We start from the raw sequence: 19,372 nt of genomic DNA, 5'->3' as shown, positions 1-19,372 counted from the left end.
CTTTCGGAAGGCTCCACCCGGCCACACAAAATAGGATGACATTATGAACGGTACACTTGGACTAATCTGGTGGCTGACGAGTGTCACAGATATGACGTTGAATGATTGCCCCAACGGTTGCCTTGATACCGAAAGGCAAGACCCACAGATATTTTATCAGTTGGGACAACTGCAATCTGATGAATTTCAGAGCGCGAATGAGTTCTACGTTGGCTACGACAGCCACCGTCGACGCGGCCCCTTTCGCCCGACTTATGGTCTTTCGCTCACAAGCGATGGGGCTGCATGGTTCGGGATCGGCGGGAAATGGAGCAGCCAATACGTTTACGACACCCCATTGTTTATCGAAACTTCGCTGATGCCTGGTTTTTACAGGCAAGGTGATGGCGCTGATCTTGACGGAGTTCTGCAATTTCGAGCAGGACTTGGTATTGGCTATACGTTTGACAACGGCAGTAACCTGACGATCACCTACGATAGTATGTCCAATGCAGATTTTTTCGATGACAGCCCCAGCCGCGAAACGATTGCCATCCGTTGGACGACCAACTGGGAGGGAGAAAGCCTTCGTTCAAGACTGGGTTGGTGAGAGCGACACCTGAGAAAGGCAGCCTGGTCTTTCGACAGTCATGCGAGGCGCACTAGGTCGCTGTTACCAATCATCTCGGCAATCATTACCTTTCATGCAGACGCTGGCCCGCAACGCAGATGGTGGTCGATAGACTCATCCAATATCTTCTTTTGGCCGGCTTCTGCCATTGTCGGAAAACTCGCGAATGACGGACATGTCCGTAAAGTCCGTAAAGCTGCCTAATCCGATGTAGCAGGTCCTAAACCTTAAATATCCCGAAAACCCCATACTTCGGACACCGCGACATCAAAGCCCCGCTCCAACCGGGCCATCGTGGCGTCCAACCCGATGCCGTCCTGCTGTGCAAGGCAGGTCAAGACGTGACCAACTGCAATTGCCACCTCGGTCAGGCCCATTTGGTCTGCGATGGCACCGATGCGGCGGGCGGGCCGTTCCATCGTGTCAAAAGTGTTTTCGGCCAGCCCGCGCTGCAGCATATCCAACCGCATCGCAATATCTTCCAACATGCGGCAAACAATCTCTTCGGCCTCATGGGTATCACGCTCTGCAAACAGCCGTGACAGTGGGGCCGGATCAAAGTGCATCTGATGCGGACAGGACAGCACAACGACATCGTTGGCTGCATCTTTGGCGGGGGCTGGGAAGGGTGTAACATTTTTCATAAAGCTGGTTTTAGGAAAACAAGGTTCCCAGAAGGTTGAGAGCAGCGTGAAAAATCGCTCGAAATTCATGAAAATGCGACGTATCTGTGCAGGAACAACGAAAGACACAGTCATGGACCACGCCCGCCCCCTGCCCGCCTATCTGGTCAACCGCTATCACGGTTGGAAAGCCACGATCTATACCGAGAACCGAGGCTGGTATCGCAGACTGGCCGAAGACGGGCAGCATCCGCGCTCCATGGTCATCTCTTGCTGCGACAGCCGGGTGCATGTCACCTCGATCTTTGGGGCGGATCAGGGCGAGTTCTTTATCCACCGCAACATCGCCAATCTGGTGCCGCCGTTTAACCCCGATGGACACCACCACGGGACTTCGGCGGCGGTCGAATACGCGATCCGTGGCCTCAAGGTGGCGCATCTGATCGTGCTGGGCCATTCGGGCTGTGGCGGGGTCGAGGGCTGTTATAACATGTGTTCCGGCAACGCGCCGGAACTGGAAGAAGCCAACAGCTTTGTCGGCCGCTGGATGGACATTCTGCGCCCCGGCTATGCTGACCTGCCCGACGGGGACGATGCGACACGCAAACAGGCGCTGGAAAAGGCGTCGGTGGTGATCTCACTGGAAAACCTAATGACCTTTCCTTTCGTGAAAGAGGCGGTCGCAGCCGAAGCACTGTCGATCCACGGGCTGTGGAACGACATCGGCGAAGGCAGCCTTGAGGCCTACGACCCCATTTCCGGCGCATTCAAGGAAATCTAGGCTTTCATGACAAACCTAGGCCAAGGGGGTTAGCGGCGGCAGCCTGTCTTCAAAAATGGACGATTTCACAATCGCGGTGTGAGTTTCGGCGCGATCGTGAAACGGCAACAAGATATCATCCAGCTCTGCCACATCCGCCAAGGCCAGACGCGCGACATAGCAATCATCGCCTGTCACCCGGTCACAGGACATAAAGCGTGGCTGATCCGCGATCATCCGCTCGACTGCCTGCAACTGCCCGCTGCGCGGCTTGATCCGCACCAGCGCTTGAATGGTATAGCCCAGCGCGCGCAAATCCACGCGGACCGAAAAACCACTGATCTGTCCTATCTCGCGCATCCGGCGCAGCCGTTCGCCCACAGCGGGGCCCGTCAATGCAACCTCTTTAGCGATCTCTGCAAGGCTGGCACGGCCATCTTGTTCGAGAATCGTTATGATGGCGCAGTCAGTCTGGTCGAGCGATTTTGACATGAAAGCAGTATAGATCATACGCCTCCGATCTGAAAGTATTTTGACCTTGGGGCTGATGATATCGCTGGGACACCGGTGAAACGGGTTGCTATTCTATGGGCTGCAAACATCAGGAGACGATCATGAATGTTCAAAGAATTGCCGCGTTCAGCCAGGGAAACGCAGGGGGGAACCCTGCTGGCGTTGTTTTACTGGACGCACCCGTCCCTGCGGCTGATATGGCCCGTGTCGCCGCAGAGGTCGGATATTCAGAAACAGCTTTTGCTGTGCCGCAGGACAACGACGGCCGCAACTGGCGGGTCCGCTACTTCGCACCTGAATCAGAGGTCCCCTTCTGTGGCCACGCCACGATTGCGCTGGGGGCCGCTTTGGGCCAGCATAAGGGCGCAGGCACCTATCACCTCACGCTGAACGACGCCCAGATCACTGTTGATGCCCAGAAAACAGGTGCCGATATAATAGCCACGCTGTCTTCTCCACCCACGCGCAGTCAGGATATCAGCGACGCAGAACTGCAAGACGTGCTGTCCCTCATGGGTTTGACCCATGATGACCTCTCGCCGCGTCTTGCCCCTGCCCGTATTCATGGCGGTGCAGATCATATCGTCCTGCCTCTCAAATCCCGGCAAACATTGGCGGCAATGGATTATGGTTTGGACGCGGGGCGCAAGGTCATGCGCAAACATGGTCTGGTGACGGTGATGTTGGTCTATATCGAAGCGGATCAAAGCTTTGTTGTCCGCAATGCCTTTGCCTCTGGTGGGGTGCTTGAAGACCCCGCAACCGGTGCAGCGGCTGCGGCTTTTGCAGGTTACCTGCGTGATCAGGATTGGCCGCACGGCGGAGCTTTCAGCATCCGGCAAGGCGAAGACATGGGCAGCCCATCCCTGATCAAAGTCACATTGGACGACAACAAAGGATCATCCGTGCGTGTCTCAGGCGGTACCCGGCTGATCACTTAGGTCCGGAAAATCCGGTCGAAACTGAACGCTGCCATCTAAATTCACAACGTGATTTTCAGCGGGAAAAGCCTGCGAAAGGCTTCGGCCCCCTCACGCGAAAACAGAACCGCGCGCGAATTCTGATCCCGCCTCGCCCAAGACAGTGCTTCAAAACGGTTCAGAAACGCGCGGCCCAGACTGCCAGCAAGATGTGATCTGCGTTCGCTCCAATCCAGACATTCGCGACAAAGCGGTGCGCGGGCGCGGCGCAGGGCATCAAGGTCGATGTCAAAATCCGCAACAAAGGCAGCACCCGACGCCGTCAGCATCGGCCTCTCATTGTCAAGAACGACATGGCCCTGCGCCGTCAAACTATCGAACATCTGCGTGCCCATATCCCCCGCCAGATGGTTATAGCATACACGCGCTTCGCGCAGTGCCGCGTCTTTGGGGCCAGTACGTTTGCGCAAATGCCCCGCACCCGCGGCCAGCCCCATCAGCCCTTCAAGAACATGTGCCACGTCATCATTGGACAGCGAGAAATACTTGTGCCGCCCCTGTTTGCGCGGGCGCAGCAGCCCTGCCGTATCCAGCTTGGACAAATGCGCGCTGGCCGTCTGGATCGTGACACCGGCCTCCTGCGCCAGCTCACTTACCGTCAGGGCCTTCCCGCTCATCAATGCGGTCAGCATGTTCGCACGGGCAGGATCCCCGATCAGCGTGGCGATATATGCGATATCCGGACCTTCTTTCATAGTTCGACCATAACCGAAGCATTAACGCCACGCAATCATCTAGAGTGCGCGCGAAAACACACTGAGGGAAAAGACCATGCTGACCTGTATCATCCGCTACCACATCGACCCGACCAAAAAGGCACAATTCGAGGACTACGCCCGCAACTGGGGGCAGGCCATTCCACGCTGCGGGGCTGACCTCATCGGCTATTACGCGCCGCATGAAGGGTCATCGACCTTGGCCTACGGTATTTATAATGTCGCAAGCTTGGCAGACTATGAAGCATATCGGGCGCGACTGGCGGCTGACCCGCTGGGTCAGAAAAACTATGCTTTCGCACAGAAAGAAAAGTTTCTGCTGCGCGAAGACCGCACCTTCCTGCGACTCGCTTCCGCTCCGCATGGTGACAGAACATGATCGCGGTCATCTTCGAAGTCGAACCAGCGCAGGGGCGCGAAGGAGACTATCTCGACATCGCCGCAGAAATGCGTCCGATGCTTGATGAAATCGATGGATTCATCTCGGTCGAGCGTTTCCAAAGCCTGACCGACCCACGCAAAATCCTGTCCTTGTCATTTTTCAAAGACGAAGCCGCGATTGCCCAATGGCGCAACCTCAGCGCCCACCGGGGCGCACAGAGCAAGGGACGGGCTGGCGTGTTTGACACCTACCGGCTGCGCATCGCAAGCGTGATCCGCGACTACGGCATGTTCGATCGCGCGCAGGCCCCATCCGACAGCCGCGCGGCCCACGCGGAATAAGACTATCCCGCCATACCTGCTGGCAGTTCGTTCAAACGCAAACGTCCCTGCCGCACGTAACCTTCAGATGACAACACCTCTGACCGTTTCTATGCTGGCCGGATGACAGACACGCATCCGACTTCATTTGCCTGCGCAATCGTTGAGACCAAAACAACAAAGCCCGGCCTTATGTCTCGGTTTTTCCCCGCAAAGACAGCAACCGAGCGTCACCTGCATATGGAAAAACAGCTCGCTGCTTTTGACCTCAAAATTGCCGGGCAAAGCAATGGCCCAATCAGCATGTTCAATGATTTTGGGGAGGAAGCCCAACTCACGGTAGTCCCTGTCAGCGCGCAAACCACCTTATGGCTTGGCTGGCCCGTCACCTACATATTGGAAGACCTGTTTCCATCCAGATATAAACAATCATCGCAAATGGACGCGCTATTCATTGCGCAAGACAGCCGCCACCACCGTTATGAACATCAGTATCTCTGCAACGGAAAACTGGGAGAAGGGTGCATCACCAGCGACTATGCCCAGCGCTTCTGGGTCAGAACATATCGGCAGGCAGACTGGCCACCCCCGGTCAGCCACCATCTGAGTACAGCGATGTCGCAATTCGTGACAGAAGCGCGTGTTAATGCAGAATTGGCAAAGCGGGTCTATACAGGGATGTACGGCAAGGGCCGTTATGGCATGGCCTATCACCCAGCAAAGGACACTTGGGTGATGGCACGGTCATTGCCGGATCAAAAGGATGATCCACCTTCGGCGCCCACCAAAGAGTTCCAGGAACTGAACCCCAACTCTTACGCCAAGAAGGGCAAACCTTTCGCAGGCACGAAAGATCCAAAGACCGGGCATGTCTTCTTTCGTCAGGCGGATATCATCCGAGAGTTACAACACCGCGCGATCGCGGCATCTATCGGTTTCCGATTGGACGAGGCAATCGTCGATCAAGCCGTTTTTCAGGGCAGTTTCGATAAGTATTGGATTGAACGCTAGGTGGCCCAGTCTGCCGACTGCATCTCGCGTAACCGGCTGGCGGTGCGTTCAAATTCAAACGTCCCTGTGCCCTCAACATAAAGCATCTCTGGTGCGGCAGCCGCGGAACAGATCAACTGTACCTTTGCTTCGTAAAGCGCATCGATCAGCGTCACGAACCGTTTGGCCTCATTAAAGTTGTGCCGCGACAGCGCGGGAATATCCTCAAGGATCAGCACCCGCACGGCCTCGGCCAGTGCCAGATAATCCCCTGCCCCCAACGGGCGACCACAGAGATCAAAGAACTTTGCCTTTGCAACACCATTGTGAAAATCCGGTAACTCAACCTGCCGCCCCTTCACATGCAGCACCAGGGGTTCTGATTTGGCATTGCTCAACCGTGCCCAGATGTCCGCGATGGCCTTGCGCGCATCCGCATCAATCGGAGTGAAATAACTGGGCGTCCCGGCCAGCCGGTCCTGCCGATAATCCGTCTCGCTGATCAGTTCATGCACCACCATCCTGTCCTTCAACAGGGCAATGAATGGGGTAAAAAGCTGGCGGTTCAACCCGTCCTTATACAGATCATCCGGCGGGCGGTTGGATGTGGTCACCACCACAACACCCCGCGCAAAAAGCGCCTCAAACAGGCGCCCCACCAGCATCGCATCGGTGATGTCGGAAATCTGCATCTCATCAAATGCCAGAAACCGCACCTCGCCGGCCAGTTTCGCGGCGACGGGGGCCAGCGCATCATCGACCCCTTGCTTGCGCGCCGCCGTCATCTCGGCGTGGACCCATTGCATGAAGGCATGGAAATGACGGCGCTGTTTGGGGGCATCAACCAGATCATAAAGCAGATCCATCAACATGGATTTGCCACGCCCCACGCCACCCCACATGTAAAGGCCGGGGATGGCCTCAGGCGCCTTGCGAAAGAACCCGCGTTTGACAGGTTCCGCCAAAGCTGCACGCACCCGCTCCAACTCTGGCAAGACCGCCACTTGCGCATCATCCGCCTGCAATGTGCCCGCCGCGACGGCCTGTTGATATGCCTCTTGTATTGTCATCTGATCTGGATATCGCGCGGCCCATCCAATGGAAAGCCAGCCACTAGACCTCGCGCATTGCGGCACGCAGCGCGTCTGCCATCTCGGCGCTATGCGTATAAGGCAACCCATGGTCGGCACCTGTCACGACCTCTTGCCGGGCGTCCCGGTTCCATAAGCCCAAGAGGCCCACGGCACGCAAAGGGATCACTGGGTCCGCCTCTCCCCAGATCGCCGTGACCGGAATCCCCTGCCGCCAAAGTTTGCGGTGATCATTTTCCTGCCGTTCGGCCAGCATACCCCGTCTGCTGGACAGGATCGCAGGCAAATATCCGCGGCGATTCAACTGGCTCTGCTGGGCCCGCGACACGGCGTCAACATCCCGGCCGTTGCCGCGTGCCGGGATCGCTTTGAGGATGCGCCTATGGGCAAACATCGCGTGCGCCCAATCGCCCAGCCACGGCACCCTTCGGCAAAACCGCGAAAAGCGGCTTTCTTTGGTTACAACACCTGCACTGGCCAACAAAATAACACGTTTGACGCTATGGGGGTATTCTGTCGCAAAGGCCGTCGCGATGCTGCCGCCCATCGAATAACCCGCGATGGTCAACTCCTCGGTCAGTCCGTGATAGGCACAAAGGTCCGACAATTGGCGCAGGAAAAACGCACGATCCTGTTTGCCCTTGGGGGCATCCGACAGGCCACGCCCATAAAGATCATACATCAAGACGCGGTATCCCAAACGACCCAGCCCATCGGCCACGCCCTCCATCGAGATCATGGGCGATGCCACACCATGCACAACCACAGCCACTGGGCCACGGGCTGACCCCGCCCACCGGCAATGGGTAACGCCCTGCGACAGCTGAACAAATTCACCCTTTGCCCTATGACGCTCTGAAGGGCCAATGGCCGTCCGGCGGCGTTCGACTATAAAAGGGCGCACCGCGATATAAACCACTGAGACACACACCGCAGCACCCACAAACCAGACCAACACGACACTTGCCTTTCACGCCAACAACTGCGCGCGTCTTAAACCGATCCTGACCAGGCTTCCAGTATGTACCTTGCGGTCATCAGATCGAGATGCGCACCACCGCCGTTCTTAAACAGGGTAATCTCGTCGGTATTATGGCGTTGAAACTGATCAAGCTGATAGAAATCGGCGATGACGCCACGTTCATCAAAGGCACCGGACGCAATCGGGATCTTCAATTCGCCGATATGCCCGATGGTCGTCTCCCGGCTATCAACAAAAACGCGCGCGCGGTTCAGGGCGTCATCATCCACTTCGCGCATATCCGGGCGGTAGGCACCAATCAGGTCTATGTGCTGGCCCGGCTGCAGCCACGCCCCTTTGATAATCGGCTGCGTGGTCATCGTGGCCGATGTAATGACATCGGCAGCTTTCACCGCCGTTTCCAGATCCTCCGCGATGGCGATATCGGGAAAGGCTTTTTGTAGCGCCTCAGCACCCGCGCGGGACCGGTTCCAAACCGTAAACTGCGCATCTGGAAACGCCGCGCCATAGGCCTCGCGCAGCGAATGTCCCACCGTGCCAGCCCCCACGATCAGAATGTTCTTCGCATCAGACCGCGCCAACCGCCGCGCCGCCAGCAAGCTATCCCCCGCCGTCTTCCACTTCGTGACCAAAGCAAAGTCCAAAATCGCGTCCAGCGCCCCGTCCTTGCCCGAAAACAAGTTCACTGCCCCTGCAATAGCAGGCTTTCCCGCCGCTTTGTTCGCTGGGAAGATCGTCGCGCATTTGATCGCCAGTCCAAGCCCGGCAATCCAGGCCGAACGGTTCAGCAGGGTGTTGTCACCTTCATAAAGGAACACATCCGCCACATCTGCCTTCGGCCCCTCATGACCAGCAGCCAGGGCGTCGGTCAACGCCAGCCAATCAAGGTTTTTCTGGCCGTCTTCAAAAGGGATCATGACCGTCATTGCGCGGCCTCCTTCGTCAGCAAACCCTCTGCAACCAACCGATCTGCCCACGCCTGCGGCCCATCGAACAAATGCGTCTGCCAGCCACGGGCCGCAGCGACGTTGATGTTGTCAATCCGGTCATCGGCAAAGAGCAATCCAGCGGGTGCCACCCCGCAATCATCCTCAACCATTTGGTAAATCTCAGCATCCGGCTTGATCACCCCCATATGACCCGAGATGTAGCGGCGGTCGAACTCTTTGAGGAACGGATAAACCGGCTCTGCCACCTCGAACGTCTGTATACCAAAGTTCGTTAACGCAAAAACCGGCACCTCAGTCGCCCTCAAAGCCCGCAACAACCGCACCGAATGATCGATGGCCGGTGCCGCCATCTCGATCCAGCGGTCGTGCCACATCATGACTTCATCGTGCCAATCGGGGTTCGCCTTGGCCGCCGCGACGATTGTGTCGTAAAAATTGCCGCCCCGGTCGACCTGATCATTGATCCCATGCAGGTCAATCGCAGCAAACATCGCGCGCCGCCGCTCCTCGCCGATGACCGCATCGAAGAACCGTTCCGGCTGCCATTCGATCAGCACGTTCCCGATATCAAACACAACCGCCTGCACGCCCGCCATGGCCACTCCTATATCTATCTGGTTCGCAGCCTAGCGCCGCAGGGGCCGCTGTAAAGCAACCGGTTTCGTCTGCGCCTCGCGCCAGACCGTGAAAAGCCCGGCACCAAGGATGAGTGCCATCCCGAAATAGTCCCAACCCCCTGGAAATTCATCAAAAACCACCATGCCCCAGACCACGGACATGGGCAGTGCCAGATACTCAAACGGCGCCACATAAGAGGCTTCGGCCACACGATAGGCCTGAGAGATGAGATAGCCCGCCACAGCGATACCGATCCCGATGATCAGGAAGACGGGATAGTCGGCAGGCACCGGCCAGCTCCACGCCCGGAAAAGGAATGCAAGGGACGGATCGGACTGATCGCCAAAGCGGCCATCACCCACGATCAGCCCAAAGGAGACACCGACGATGATGAACATAATCTGGATGTAGAACGCCATGGTCGCCGCACTCTCGGTCCCGCCAATCCGCCGGGTGATGATGTGAATGCCCGCGTAGCAGAAAGCCGCTGCCAAAGGCAGGACTGAGGCCACCTGAAACGCGTCCGTTCCCGGGCGCATCATGACGAGGATGCCGATAAATCCCACGGCAATTGCTGCCCAGCGTCTTGGGCCGACAACTTCGCCCAGGAAAAGCACCGAAAACAAGGTGATCACCAAGGGACTGATGAAAAAGATCGCCACCGCATCTGCCAAAGACATAGCCGCCAGCCCCAGAAAGAAGGTCATATTGGCGAAAACCACGCAAAGCCCGCGCAGCATATGCATTCTCAGCTTTTTGGTGCGCGCAATCCCCCATCCGGTGGTCAGCGGCGCAATCACTGCGACAATGATCAGCAGCCCAATCACCGACCGGATCAACACGACCTGATGCAGCGCATAGCCGCCACTGAGGAACTTGATTGCCACATCATTGACCGAGAAGAAAACAACCGAGATGGTCGCGCAAAGCGCGCCCAGCTTGGCGTTCGACATCTGCGTCACAACCGCGCCGCCGCGCGCACGGCCCGTTCCAGCCCATCCAGAAACCGTGCCCGGTCTGCTTTGCTGAACGGCTTGCCGCCGCCCTGTCGGAACGGATCAGCCGCCCGCATATCGGCCATCAGATCACGGGTGGCCAGCACATTACCGATATTCGCCTGTGTCAACGCCTCGCCATTGTGCTTGATCACCAGTGCCCCGTTCTCGATGCAGCGTGCTGCCAGCGGAATATCCCCTGTTATCACGACATCACCCTTGGTCGCGCGATCCGCGATCCACATATCGGCGACGTCGGGGCCATCCGGCACCACAACCGTCTCAATAAACGGATTGGTCGAGGGCCGAATACCCCCATTGGACACCACAAACATCTTCAGCTTATGCCGCGTGCCGACCCGTTCCACCTCGGCTTTCACCGGGCAGGCGTCGGCGTCGACATAAATCACGCGTATAACGCCTCTGCATGGAAGCCTATGTGATCCTCCATGAAGGTCGCGATGAAGAAATACGAATGGTCATAGCCCTTCTGCAATCGGATTTGGCCCTCTTGCCGTTTGGCCGCCATTGCCTGCGCAAAATGTTCGGTTCCCAGCAGATCGCCAAACTGATCGTCGGTGCCCGTATCAATCAAAATCGGTCCGTCAAACCCATCACCCTGCATCAGCAATGTCGCATCATGCGGGCCCCAATTCGCCTCATCCCCCCAGTAGGCGGCAAACTGTTTGCGACCCCAATCACTCGCCGTGGGATGACAGATCGGGGCAAACGCGGACACCGACTTGAACCGCCCCGGCAAAGCCATCGCCATCGTCAATGCACCATGGCCACCCATCGAATGCCCTGTGATCGACTGACGTGACATATCGAGCGGGAACTTCTCAGCCAGCAACGCAGGCAATTCATCCGTCACATAGGTCCACATCTTGAAATGTCTGTCCCAAGGGGCCTCGGTCGCATCAATGTAGAAACCGGCGCCTTGGCCCAGATCATAGGCGTCATCGTTGGGCACATCGTCACCACGCGGGGACGTATCAGGATAGACCAGCGCAATTCCTTGTTCAGCGGCCCAAGCCTGCGCGCCCGCCTTCGTCATCGCGTTCTCATGTGTGCAAGTCAGACCGGATAGAAACCACAGCACAGGCACCGGGCCGTGTGCTGCCTCTTCCGGCAGGAAGACAGCAAAGGTCATGTCACAGTTGCAGGCATTGGAGGCGTGGGAATACACCCCTTGCGTCCCACCATAACAGCGATTTTCCGAGATCGTTTCCATGCGCGCACCCTTTCGTTTCCTCAAGGGCTAGCGCAGGTTCAGAAGGTTGTCACCCATGCAATGACCAAAGACACTGTCACAACGCTCGCGGCGGTCGACAACAGGATTGCAGCTGACACGCGCGTCGGCGCGACGTCATAGTGCTGTGCGAGGATATAGACGTTGCCGGCAACGGGCAAAGCAGCGGCGGCGATCATGACGCCAGCGGCATAAGGATCAATGTCAAAGATAAAGAGTGCTGCGACAGCAACAGCCACCGGATGCAGCACCAGTTTGCAGAACGACAGCCAGCCCGCAATCGCGACACGCTCGGCCGATTTACTGGCCAAGGACGCGCCGATCGCAAAGAGCGCACCGGGGGTCGCAGCCGCACCCAGCAGGCTCAGGAAATCATTCACCGGGCCGGGGATTGGTATGTTGTTGGCAGATACCACCAAACCGAGCGAGATCGAGACGATCATCGGGTTCTTGATCAGACCGACTGCGACGGTCCACAAGATTTTGGGCGACATGCGGCCATCGCGCGACCCGGTGATCAGGATCACAATCAAGCTGCCAAAGACGATCAGATCAACAGCCAGAACCATCATCACCGGACCAACTGCACTTTCACCCAGCAGCAGGACCAGCATGGGGATGCCAAGGAAACCGACATTGCCAATCACGGCACACTGCCCTTCGACCGCGGCCTCGGTCATCGGCACCAAGCGGCGGCGTGCCGCACGCATAGCCACAAGATAAACAACCGTGGTCGCGCTCAGATACGCCATGACAAATTGCCAGTCGAGGATCGCGTCCAATGACAGGTTCGCCGAAAACCGAAACAGCATCGCCGACAGTGCAAAGTAGAAGACGAATTTCGTCAGATAGGCCGTCGCCTCTTCCGAGAAAAACTTGGTGACACCCGAGCCATAGCCCAGCGCGATGATCATGAAGAAAGGCAGCGTCTGAAGGAAAATCTCCAGCATGGGTCAGTCAAATGTTCCCGTCGCCCGACCCAGCAACATAAAGGCCCGCGCGGTGCGGGTTTCAGCCAGTTCCAACAGATCGGTATCCGTGGCGTGTTCCTCAAAACCGACCAGCATCTGGTCAAAGCAGCGTAGGAAATGATGCAGCGAATCCCGAAAAATCGTGTCTTCGCGGCTGCGTGTGCTCACCAGTGACAGGTAAGTCTGGTCCTTGATCGCGCCCAAACGATCCACCGCCTTGCCCCGCGCGCCCTTGGCGAAACTACGCCATAAATCGGCAGGGGCAGGTTCCGGGCGCAGATCATCCATATAAATGCCATCCTGCGACAGCAGGGTCAGCACGTCCTGACTGGCCTGTACCAGCTTGCGCGCACTACGATCCCGCAAGGCGCGACGCAGGGCCGCAAAGCCTTCGGTGTCGTTTTCATCATCGGGGAAATTCAGCGCCATGATGAAGTCAGGTCGATCGACCGGAGGGGTTGTGTCCTCAGGCGGGGTCTCTAACGCCAATGCAGGCTGGTCCGCGGGGACTTGCGGCGCGGCACGCGGCACAATCAACCGTGACACTTCGCGCCGGGACGAGAAACTGGAAGGTTGCGCAGGCTCTGTTGGTTGCACGCCGGTCGAAGTCGGCACCGTTTGCTGCTTTGCCAAAGCACCGCTCAAGCGCGACACCTCCGCTTGCGTGCGGTAAAGATCTTCGCGCAAATGACGCGCGGTGCGGGCCAGCAATGTCGCAATCCAGATCAAACCGGCAGGAATGAAAACAGCAATCACCGCCAGAACCCAGCGACCAAGTGCAAAGCCTTCGTCAGGGGCCGGGCCCGACATCGACAACCAAAAGAAGATGCCGATCACCACCATCCAGCCAACCGCAATGGCGATACCGATCGCCTCGCCTTGGGTCAATCCTTCGGCCTCGCGGGTCCGGTTGGTGTTGGATTGTTGCGCCATAACCCGCGCGTGTCCTATTTGTAACTAATCGACAAGATCTCGTAACTGCGCGTGCCACCGGGGGTGCGCACGTCCACGCTGTCACCTTCGTCCTTGCCGATCAAGGCCCGTGACAACGGTGATTTCATGTTCAACTTGCCGCTTTCAATATCGGCCTCATATTCGCCGACAATCTGATAGGTCTTTTCTTCATCTGTATCTTCATCGACCAACGCGACGGTGGCGCCAAATTTGATCGTGCCTGACAGCTTCTTTGGGTCGATGACATCGGCCAGCGAAATCACGCCTTCCAGCTCTTTCACACGCCCCTCAATAAAGGACTGCTTTTCCTTGGCGGAATGATACTCGGCATTCTCGGACAGATCACCATGCTCGCGCGCCTCTGCAATCGCGCGGATGATCGCCGGGCGTTCCACGGATTTCAGGTGCTTCAGTTCTGCATCCAGCTTATCGAAGCCAGCTTGGGTCAGTGGTATCTTGTCCATCGTAACGCCCCTCCAAGGGGAAAAGTATAAATCGAAGTTTCATAGTCTATTAGCGTAGCCCCGAGTCAAGGCTTCGCCGCGATTTGGTGTCGCGTCCGCCGATTTTGACGTCGTGTCCTGATTGCCCCTTAATCCTCCTTGAGGTAACCGTTGCCGACCCTAAATGAAAGGGTAAGCGCCCGCTGAGTTTAAAGGATGGATCGATGGCCGAGATTGAACGCGAAGCAATGGAATACGACGTAGTGATCGTCGGTGCAGGCCCGGCAGGTCTGTCTGCTGCCATCCGGCTCAAGCAATTGGACGCCGATCTGAACGTTGTTGTCCTTGAAAAGGGTTCCGAAGTGGGTGCGCACATCCTCTCAGGTGCAGTGCTTGATCCCGTTGGTTTGAATAAGCTGATCCCCGATTGGAAAGAAAAGGGTGCGCCGCTCAACGTGCCGGTCAAAGAAGATAATTTCTACATGCTGGGTGAAGCCGGACAGCTGCGCATCCCCAACATCGTGATGCCACCCTTGATGAACAACCACGGCAACTACATCGTCTCTATGGGTAACGTCTGCCGTTGGATGGCCGAACAAGCCGAAGAGATGGGCGTCGAAATCTTCCCCGGCATGGCTTGTTCCGAACTCGTCTATGGTGAAAACGGCGAAGTCAAAGGCGTGGTTGCAGGTGAATTCGGCAAGAACGCAGATGGCAAGCCCGGCCCGTCCTATGAACCCGGCATGGAACTGCACGGCAAATATGTCTTCCTGGGCGAAGGCGTGCGCGGATCACTCTCCAAGCAAGTGATTGCGAAATACGATCTTGCGGCCAAATCCGACGTACAGAAATACGGCCTTGGCATGAAAGAAATCTGGGAGATTGACCCAGAAAAGCACAGCGAAGGCACCGTCACGCACACATCCGGCTGGCCATTGAGTGAAAGCAAGTCCGGCGGCGGGTCCTTTATCTATCACCTTGATAATAATCAGGTTTACGTTGGTTTTGTGGTGCACCTAGGTTACAAAAACCCCCATGTTTTCCCTTATATGGAGTTTCAACGATTCAAGCATCACCCGTTGGTTGCTGAATTGCTGAAAGGTGGCAAACGCGTTGCCTATGGCGCGCGCGCGATCACCGAGGGCGGGTATCAGTCGATGCCACAACTCGAATTCCCCGGTGGTGCATTGCTGGGCTGTTCTGCGGGCATGGTCAATCTGCCGCGCATCAAGGGCAACCACAACGCCATGCTGTCTGGTATCGCAGCGGCTGAGGCCGCAATGGAGGCGATCAGTGCCGGGCGCGGCGGCGATTTGCTGGATGGCTATGACACAGCCGTGCGCAAAGGCGAGATCGGCGAAGACCTTCGCAAAGTGCGCAACGTCAAACCGCTTTGGTCCAGATATGGGTTGCTCGCCTCTCTTGGTATTGGCGGCATGGACATGTGGATGAACACCTTTGGGAACGGGTTCCTTGGCACGCTGTCGCATGGCAAATCCGACGCCGACGCGACAGAAGAGGCCAGCAAGCATAAGGAAATCGAGTATCCCAAGCCTGACGGCACGCTCTCTTTCGACCGGCTAACGAATGTGGCGTTCAGCTTTACCAATCATGAAGAAAGCCAGCCCGCGCACCTGCATCTGACCGATCCCGATGTGCCTGTCAGCGTGAACCTTGCGAAATACGCGGGACCCTCAGCGCGCTACTGCCCGGCGGGTGTCTATGAATTCGTTGGCGAAGGGGCTGAGACAAAGTTCCAGATCAACTTCCAGAACTGCGTCCATTGTAAAACCTGCGATATCAAGGACCCCAGCCAGAACATCACCTGGACTGTGCCACAAGGCGGGGACGGTCCGAACTATCCGAATATGTAAGACCAAGGGCCCCACGTGGGGCCCTTTTTGCATGCGGGTTACGCCGCTAAACCAGCCCAGTCGCGCATATCTTTGACCAAAAGCTTGATCGTACCGTCGTGGCGCCTGATGGGCAGATGGCGCAGCGCGGCCAGCATGGTTGGTCCGCTTGCATCTATGAAACTCACGACAACCTTTCCGACATCGTTATCAAATGCGGTCTCAAAGCTGATGTCGGTCATGTCGGATAAGGCAAAATGCTCCTCAGAGCGATCGCGCATCGACCAGCGGGTCACACTGATCTGATCCGCCCGGCGATCAAACCGAACCGTTACGTCGCAGTAGTTAAAGTAGAACATTGCGCCGGTCGTAGCAGACATCGCGAGCATCGTTAAAAGCGGGATCAGTTCCCCGTCAAACAACACTAAAACGCTTAGAGCAGAGCAAAAAAAATGTAACGGTCAGACCGCCCAGCAAAAGAATGGAAGACCAATCGCGGTAGCGAAGCGTAAGGTGGTCTTGCGAGCGCGCGATAATCCTCGTGACAGTTTTGTAACAACAGGATGACACTGGCCAACTTGTGAACAGGTCAGCCGCACAACACGATAGATCAGCTTTCACTTCGTCCTGGTAGCGGGATCGGGTAGACAGCCAACATGACCTGGAAATTGGATGAATCCTCTTTGACCCCGGCAGGGACTATCGCTTGGGGCCGTGCAGGGTCAGGACCGCCGCTTGTCCTGGCCCATGGTTGGCCGTGGTCGTCCTATAGCTGGCACCGCATCATCCCCGCTTTAGCCGATCAGTTCACCGTCTTCTGGTACGACATGCCTGGCTACGGACAGTCCAAAATGAACGCAGATCAGCGCACCGGTCTTGATGTTCAGGGCGAGATTTTTGCTTTCATGCTGGGTCAGTGGGGTCTCGACCGTCCAAGTATCCTTGCACATGATTTTGGCGGTGCCACAACGCTGCGGGCGCATCTGCTGCATGACCGCGAGTTCGACCGGCTTGTGCTGATGAACGTAGTGGCAATGCGGCCATGGGGGTCCGCGTTCTTCGATCACGTCGGGCGGCATGTGGATGCCTTCATCGGGCTGCCGCCCCACATCCATGAAGCGGTCGTGCGGGCCTACATCAAAGGCGCGTTGGTCTCTGACATCGCACCACAGGATTTTGCGGAACTGGCGGGCCCATGGCTGACAGACAATGGTCGCGTCAGCTTCTACCGGCAGTTCGCGCAGGCCGATGAACAATACACTGCTGAGGTCGAACCACTTTTTGGCGACATGCGCTGCCCGGTCCAGATTCTGTGGGGCGAGGATGACCCGTGGATCCCGCTCGACAGGGGACGCGCCCTTCATGGTCTGATGCCGGATGCGGGCTTTGAAACGATGCCAGGCGTAGGCCACCTACCTCAACTGGAAGCGCCTGACCTCGTTCTGGCTGCCGTGTCAGCGTTCCTAGAACGCTGACCGGTAAAGTCTTTCAATGTAGACACTAGCGCAACACAAACCCATTGGGCCAAGTCAGCGTGTAATCCAGCGTCACCTCCTGCGCGTCGCCGGCGGCGATATCCAGATCCCACTCCAAAATGCCGCGCAGCCCGTCAGGGTTGCGGCGTGTTACCGCTGGGGTGGCCTCAAACGCTACTTCCAGATCCTCTTGCTCGGAATAGGGGATGGCATCGCGCAGTTTCACAGCCCAGTCCTGCCCCGTCAGGTTCTCGACCTTGATGACAGCCTGTTCGGTTAACTGGTTGGCGCTGGTAAACACACCGACATCGCCTGTCGTCTTATTCGGGATCGCACGGGTCAGGCGCAAACCATCCAGCGGGCCAAAGCCCATCTCGATATCCCCCCCTGCCGCCAGCAGTGGCAATTGGCTGAACCCGATCATCGTGCCATCTGCAAAGATCAGCGCTTGACCCGGCAACATCACTTCGCCGGTGTCATTGGTGAATTCCGCCATACGGTAGGCGATCTGGTCCCGGCTCGGCACCGCCTCGGCCCAGACATCGGCCTCGAAATTCAGCGTATCAAGCGGCAGCCGCAAATCCTCGACCCCGTTGCGGATATCCACGCGGCCCGGATAAACATATGTCACGGTGGCCCCGCTGAAATCAGCCTGCGCTGTGACAGGCATCGGTACCGCCGCAGCCTCGAGGGCAGGGCTCTCGGCGATCGAACGTGATAGCATTTGCACGCCATCGGCCATCGCGGCCACACCGCGTTCGCGTTCCAATTCATCCTCAGAGATAATTCGGCGCAACGGCGCCCAAACACCACTCGGGCCAATCTGCTCACCCGGACGCGCCGTCGATAAGATCAACTGCACATCGGTCCAGTCTTGCCCGGTCTGCTGGCTGATGACCACAGCACGATCAATGTCCAACGCAGCCTCATCGCCCGTGGTCAAGCGCATGTCATAGACCGGCGACCAATTGGCGAACCCTTCCACGGAACTGACATCAACCGTGACCTCCCCCGCCTCGGCCACCGCCAGGGTAAAGGTCAGTACGGCACCCTCTTGCTCTGGGGCCACCAAAGCAGCCAGCGCCTGACGGGCATTCTGCAGCGCCTCAATGTCATCCTCGCGGGCCAGCTCAGCGGTTTTCGCCTCTTGCTCTGCGGCAAAGGCGGCCTCTCGTACGGCAAGGGTTTCAGAGCCAACCATCTGCGCCAGCGCCTGAATGTCCGTAACAGAGGCCGCAGTCAAAGCCTCGCCAGCGCTCGCCTGTGACAGGCTCTGCAAAAATGCAATCTGCTCTTCCGCCGCCTGCACCCGCAGCCTGATCTGCGCAATCGCAGCATCACGGTCGCGTAACACGGCCTCCAACCGCTCTACCGCGTCACGGGCGGCCTCAATCTCGGGTCCACTCTGATCAGCGGTCACCGGCAAACGATCAAAGGCAAGGTTGACCGTCCCCACCTGCGTGCCCGCCGGTGCAGCCAAACGCAGCCCTTCGGTTGACAGCCCCTCCGGCATCCCCGGCACAACAATCTCATGCTGGCCCGCCGGCAGATCCAAGGTCACTTGGCGCATGACTGTCGCCAGTCCGGGATAGATCGTCACGGTATCCACACGCGCTTCGGCGGTGAAGGTATCGGCAAAGCTGGGGGCAGCCAGCGCAATCAGGCTGGTCGTCAAAAAAAGGCGGAACATGAATGATCTCCTGCTTATGTCATGCGTTGTTATACAGGCTTTGACGGACGACAGGAGACGATCCTTGGGATCAGTGGTGAAATATTTTCAGACACCACAAAATGGGCCCCGCACCTGTTGGGGGAATGAAACGTGCGAGGCCCTTCGCCACATGTCTAAAACGCAAGACCATTTCGTTTCCGTCGCAGCATGATGCGCAAAGCC

Annotated in this window: 23 protein-coding genes; 8 read left to right on the top strand and 15 right to left on the bottom strand. The window is 57.5% G+C overall.

The window, feature by feature from the left end:
• Nucleotides 1–43 precede the first annotated feature (43 nt).
• Complete coding sequence (locus BC777_RS13615) at nt 44–589, top strand: acyloxyacyl hydrolase (protein ID WP_100368704.1); 546 nt, start codon at nt 44–46, stop codon at nt 587–589.
• 248 nt (nt 590–837) lie between these two features.
• Here BC777_RS13615 and BC777_RS13610 read toward each other — a convergent pair whose 3' ends face one another.
• Nucleotides 838–1,254: a hypothetical protein gene (locus tag BC777_RS13610; protein ID WP_133122562.1), complete on the bottom strand. Its 417-nt coding sequence runs from the start codon at nt 1,252–1,254 to the stop codon at nt 838–840.
• A 112-nt stretch (nt 1,255–1,366) separates the two neighbouring features.
• Between BC777_RS13610 and BC777_RS13605 the strand changes: the two genes are divergently transcribed.
• The gene (locus BC777_RS13605) at nt 1,367–2,014 is read left to right on the top strand and encodes a carbonic anhydrase (RefSeq protein WP_100368702.1); all 648 of its coding nucleotides are present in this window, start codon (nt 1,367–1,369) and stop codon (nt 2,012–2,014) included.
• A gap of 15 nt (nt 2,015–2,029) precedes the next feature.
• Here the strand turns inward: BC777_RS13605 and BC777_RS13600 are convergent, their stop codons facing one another.
• A complete protein-coding gene (locus BC777_RS13600) occupies nt 2,030–2,503 on the bottom strand; it encodes an Lrp/AsnC family transcriptional regulator (RefSeq protein WP_245834358.1) in 474 nt (157 codons plus the stop codon).
• 104 nt (nt 2,504–2,607) lie between these two features.
• On the opposite strand from BC777_RS13600, the gene BC777_RS13595 reads away from it, so the two are divergent.
• Nucleotides 2,608–3,447 carry a PhzF family protein gene (locus tag BC777_RS13595; protein WP_100368701.1) on the top strand — a complete coding sequence of 280 codons (840 nt, stop codon included), beginning with the start codon at nt 2,608–2,610 and terminating at the stop codon, nt 3,445–3,447.
• Nucleotides 3,448–3,488: 41 nt separating this feature from the next.
• Here BC777_RS13595 and BC777_RS13590 read toward each other — a convergent pair whose 3' ends face one another.
• Nucleotides 3,489–4,181 carry an ArsR/SmtB family transcription factor gene (locus tag BC777_RS13590; RefSeq protein ID WP_100368700.1) on the bottom strand — a complete coding sequence of 231 codons (693 nt, stop codon included), beginning with the start codon at nt 4,179–4,181 and terminating at the stop codon, nt 3,489–3,491.
• A 76-nt stretch (nt 4,182–4,257) separates the two neighbouring features.
• Here BC777_RS13590 and BC777_RS13585 point away from each other — a divergent pair, with 76 nt between their 5' ends.
• The 3 genes from BC777_RS13585 (at nt 4,258) to BC777_RS13575 (ending at nt 5,915) form a co-directional block, all read left to right on the top strand.
• Nucleotides 4,258–4,581, top strand: coding sequence for an NIPSNAP family protein (locus BC777_RS13585; protein ID WP_100368699.1), 324 nt, complete (start codon nt 4,258–4,260; stop codon nt 4,579–4,581).
• A complete protein-coding gene (locus BC777_RS13580) occupies nt 4,578–4,925 on the top strand; it encodes an antibiotic biosynthesis monooxygenase family protein (protein ID WP_100368698.1) in 348 nt (115 codons plus the stop codon). Before BC777_RS13585 ends, BC777_RS13580 begins: the two co-directional genes overlap by 4 nt.
• A gap of 171 nt (nt 4,926–5,096) precedes the next feature.
• A complete protein-coding gene (locus BC777_RS13575; RefSeq protein WP_168769166.1) occupies nt 5,097–5,915 on the top strand; it encodes a hypothetical protein in 819 nt (272 codons plus the stop codon).
• Here BC777_RS13575 and zapE read toward each other — a convergent pair.
• Genes zapE through greA form a run of 10 tightly spaced genes read right to left on the bottom strand, consistent with a single transcriptional unit; the run spans nt 5,912 to nt 14,171 of the window.
• Nucleotides 5,912–6,964, bottom strand: coding sequence for a cell division protein ZapE (zapE, locus tag BC777_RS13570; RefSeq protein WP_100368696.1), 1,053 nt, complete (start codon nt 6,962–6,964; stop codon nt 5,912–5,914). The two genes, BC777_RS13575 and zapE, sit on opposite strands and share 4 nt — an antisense overlap.
• A 43-nt stretch (nt 6,965–7,007) precedes the next feature.
• Nucleotides 7,008–7,943, bottom strand: coding sequence for an alpha/beta fold hydrolase (locus tag BC777_RS13565; protein WP_100368695.1), 936 nt, complete (start codon nt 7,941–7,943; stop codon nt 7,008–7,010).
• A gap of 35 nt (nt 7,944–7,978) precedes the next feature.
• Complete coding sequence (locus BC777_RS13560; RefSeq protein WP_100368694.1) at nt 7,979–8,893, bottom strand: ornithine cyclodeaminase family protein; 915 nt, start codon at nt 8,891–8,893, stop codon at nt 7,979–7,981.
• The gene (locus BC777_RS13555) at nt 8,890–9,513 is read right to left on the bottom strand and encodes an HAD family hydrolase (protein WP_100368693.1); all 624 of its coding nucleotides are present in this window, start codon (nt 9,511–9,513) and stop codon (nt 8,890–8,892) included. The genes BC777_RS13560 and BC777_RS13555 overlap by 4 nt, the downstream gene beginning before the upstream one ends.
• Before the next feature lie 30 nt (nt 9,514–9,543).
• Nucleotides 9,544–10,488: a DMT family transporter gene (locus BC777_RS13550; RefSeq protein ID WP_100368860.1), complete on the bottom strand. Its 945-nt coding sequence runs from the start codon at nt 10,486–10,488 to the stop codon at nt 9,544–9,546.
• A 5-nt stretch (nt 10,489–10,493) separates the two neighbouring features.
• The gene (locus BC777_RS13545) at nt 10,494–10,940 is read right to left on the bottom strand and encodes a YaiI/YqxD family protein (protein ID WP_375342423.1); all 447 of its coding nucleotides are present in this window, start codon (nt 10,938–10,940) and stop codon (nt 10,494–10,496) included.
• Nucleotides 10,937–11,764: an S-formylglutathione hydrolase gene (gene fghA, locus BC777_RS13540; protein ID WP_100368691.1), complete on the bottom strand. Its 828-nt coding sequence runs from the start codon at nt 11,762–11,764 to the stop codon at nt 10,937–10,939. The genes BC777_RS13545 and fghA overlap by 4 nt, the downstream gene beginning before the upstream one ends.
• 38 nt (nt 11,765–11,802) lie before the next feature.
• Nucleotides 11,803–12,732 (bottom strand): AEC family transporter, encoded by a 930-nt coding sequence (locus BC777_RS13535; RefSeq protein WP_100368690.1) that lies wholly within the window; start codon nt 12,730–12,732, stop codon nt 11,803–11,805.
• Nucleotides 12,733–12,735: 3 nt separating this feature from the next.
• Complete coding sequence (locus tag BC777_RS13530) at nt 12,736–13,686, bottom strand: hypothetical protein (protein WP_100368689.1); 951 nt, start codon at nt 13,684–13,686, stop codon at nt 12,736–12,738.
• 14 nt (nt 13,687–13,700) lie between these two features.
• Nucleotides 13,701–14,171, bottom strand: a complete 471-nt coding sequence (greA, locus tag BC777_RS13525) for a transcription elongation factor GreA (RefSeq protein ID WP_100368688.1) — start codon at nt 14,169–14,171, stop codon at nt 13,701–13,703.
• Between the two features lie 203 nt (nt 14,172–14,374).
• Between greA and BC777_RS13520 the strand changes: the two genes are divergently transcribed.
• Entirely contained in the window at nt 14,375–16,024 is a 1,650-nt protein-coding gene (locus tag BC777_RS13520; protein WP_100368687.1) for an electron transfer flavoprotein-ubiquinone oxidoreductase, read from the top strand.
• Nucleotides 16,025–16,062: 38 nt separating this feature from the next.
• On the opposite strand, the gene BC777_RS13515 is transcribed toward BC777_RS13520, so the two are convergent.
• Nucleotides 16,063–16,425, bottom strand: coding sequence for a hypothetical protein (locus tag BC777_RS13515; RefSeq protein WP_100368686.1), 363 nt, complete (start codon nt 16,423–16,425; stop codon nt 16,063–16,065).
• 234 nt (nt 16,426–16,659) lie between these two features.
• Between BC777_RS13515 and BC777_RS13510 the strand changes: the two genes are divergently transcribed.
• On the top strand, nt 16,660–17,478 hold the full coding sequence (locus BC777_RS13510) for an alpha/beta fold hydrolase (RefSeq protein ID WP_100368685.1): 819 nt from the start codon (nt 16,660–16,662) through the stop codon (nt 17,476–17,478).
• Nucleotides 17,479–17,503: 25 nt separating this feature from the next.
• Here the strand turns inward: BC777_RS13510 and BC777_RS13505 are convergent, their stop codons facing one another.
• Nucleotides 17,504–19,168, bottom strand: a complete 1,665-nt coding sequence (locus BC777_RS13505; protein WP_100368684.1) for a DUF4139 domain-containing protein — start codon at nt 19,166–19,168, stop codon at nt 17,504–17,506.
• Nucleotides 19,169–19,372 lie beyond the last annotated feature (204 nt).

It is taken from the genome of Yoonia maricola, from assembly GCF_002797915.1.
Taxonomy (GTDB): domain Bacteria; phylum Pseudomonadota; class Alphaproteobacteria; order Rhodobacterales; family Rhodobacteraceae; genus Yoonia; species Yoonia maricola.
This window is presented reverse-complemented; position numbering and strand designations above follow the sequence as displayed.

Bases quoted from the DNA above. Each gene is read 5' to 3' on its own strand.
- BC777_RS13615 (WP_100368704.1), top strand. From the start codon at position 44: ATGAACGGTACACTTGGACTAATCTGGTGGCTGACGAGTGTCACAGAT.
- BC777_RS13610 (WP_133122562.1), bottom strand. From the start codon at position 1,254: ATGAAAAATGTTACACCCTTCCCAGCCCCCGCCAAAGATGCAGCCAAC.
- BC777_RS13605 (WP_100368702.1), top strand. From the start codon at position 1,367: ATGGACCACGCCCGCCCCCTGCCCGCCTATCTGGTCAACCGCTATCAC.
- BC777_RS13600 (WP_245834358.1), bottom strand. From the start codon at position 2,503: ATGATCTATACTGCTTTCATGTCAAAATCGCTCGACCAGACTGACTGC.
- BC777_RS13595 (WP_100368701.1), top strand. From the start codon at position 2,608: ATGAATGTTCAAAGAATTGCCGCGTTCAGCCAGGGAAACGCAGGGGGG.
- BC777_RS13590 (WP_100368700.1), bottom strand. From the start codon at position 4,181: ATGAAAGAAGGTCCGGATATCGCATATATCGCCACGCTGATCGGGGAT.
- BC777_RS13585 (WP_100368699.1), top strand. From the start codon at position 4,258: ATGCTGACCTGTATCATCCGCTACCACATCGACCCGACCAAAAAGGCA.
- BC777_RS13580 (WP_100368698.1), top strand. From the start codon at position 4,578: ATGATCGCGGTCATCTTCGAAGTCGAACCAGCGCAGGGGCGCGAAGGA.
- BC777_RS13575 (WP_168769166.1), top strand. From the start codon at position 5,097: ATGTCTCGGTTTTTCCCCGCAAAGACAGCAACCGAGCGTCACCTGCAT.
- zapE (WP_100368696.1), bottom strand. From the start codon at position 6,964: ATGACAATACAAGAGGCATATCAACAGGCCGTCGCGGCGGGCACATTG.
- BC777_RS13560 (WP_100368694.1), bottom strand. From the start codon at position 8,893: ATGACGGTCATGATCCCTTTTGAAGACGGCCAGAAAAACCTTGATTGG.
- BC777_RS13555 (WP_100368693.1), bottom strand. From the start codon at position 9,513: ATGGCGGGCGTGCAGGCGGTTGTGTTTGATATCGGGAACGTGCTGATC.
- BC777_RS13550 (WP_100368860.1), bottom strand. From the start codon at position 10,488: ATGTCGAACGCCAAGCTGGGCGCGCTTTGCGCGACCATCTCGGTTGTT.
- fghA (WP_100368691.1), bottom strand. From the start codon at position 11,764: ATGGAAACGATCTCGGAAAATCGCTGTTATGGTGGGACGCAAGGGGTG.
- BC777_RS13535 (WP_100368690.1), bottom strand. From the start codon at position 12,732: ATGCTGGAGATTTTCCTTCAGACGCTGCCTTTCTTCATGATCATCGCG.
- BC777_RS13530 (WP_100368689.1), bottom strand. From the start codon at position 13,686: ATGGCGCAACAATCCAACACCAACCGGACCCGCGAGGCCGAAGGATTG.
- greA (WP_100368688.1), bottom strand. From the start codon at position 14,171: ATGGACAAGATACCACTGACCCAAGCTGGCTTCGATAAGCTGGATGCA.
- BC777_RS13520 (WP_100368687.1), top strand. From the start codon at position 14,375: ATGGCCGAGATTGAACGCGAAGCAATGGAATACGACGTAGTGATCGTC.
- BC777_RS13510 (WP_100368685.1), top strand. From the start codon at position 16,660: ATGACCTGGAAATTGGATGAATCCTCTTTGACCCCGGCAGGGACTATC.
- BC777_RS13505 (WP_100368684.1), bottom strand. From the start codon at position 19,168: ATGTTCCGCCTTTTTTTGACGACCAGCCTGATTGCGCTGGCTGCCCCC.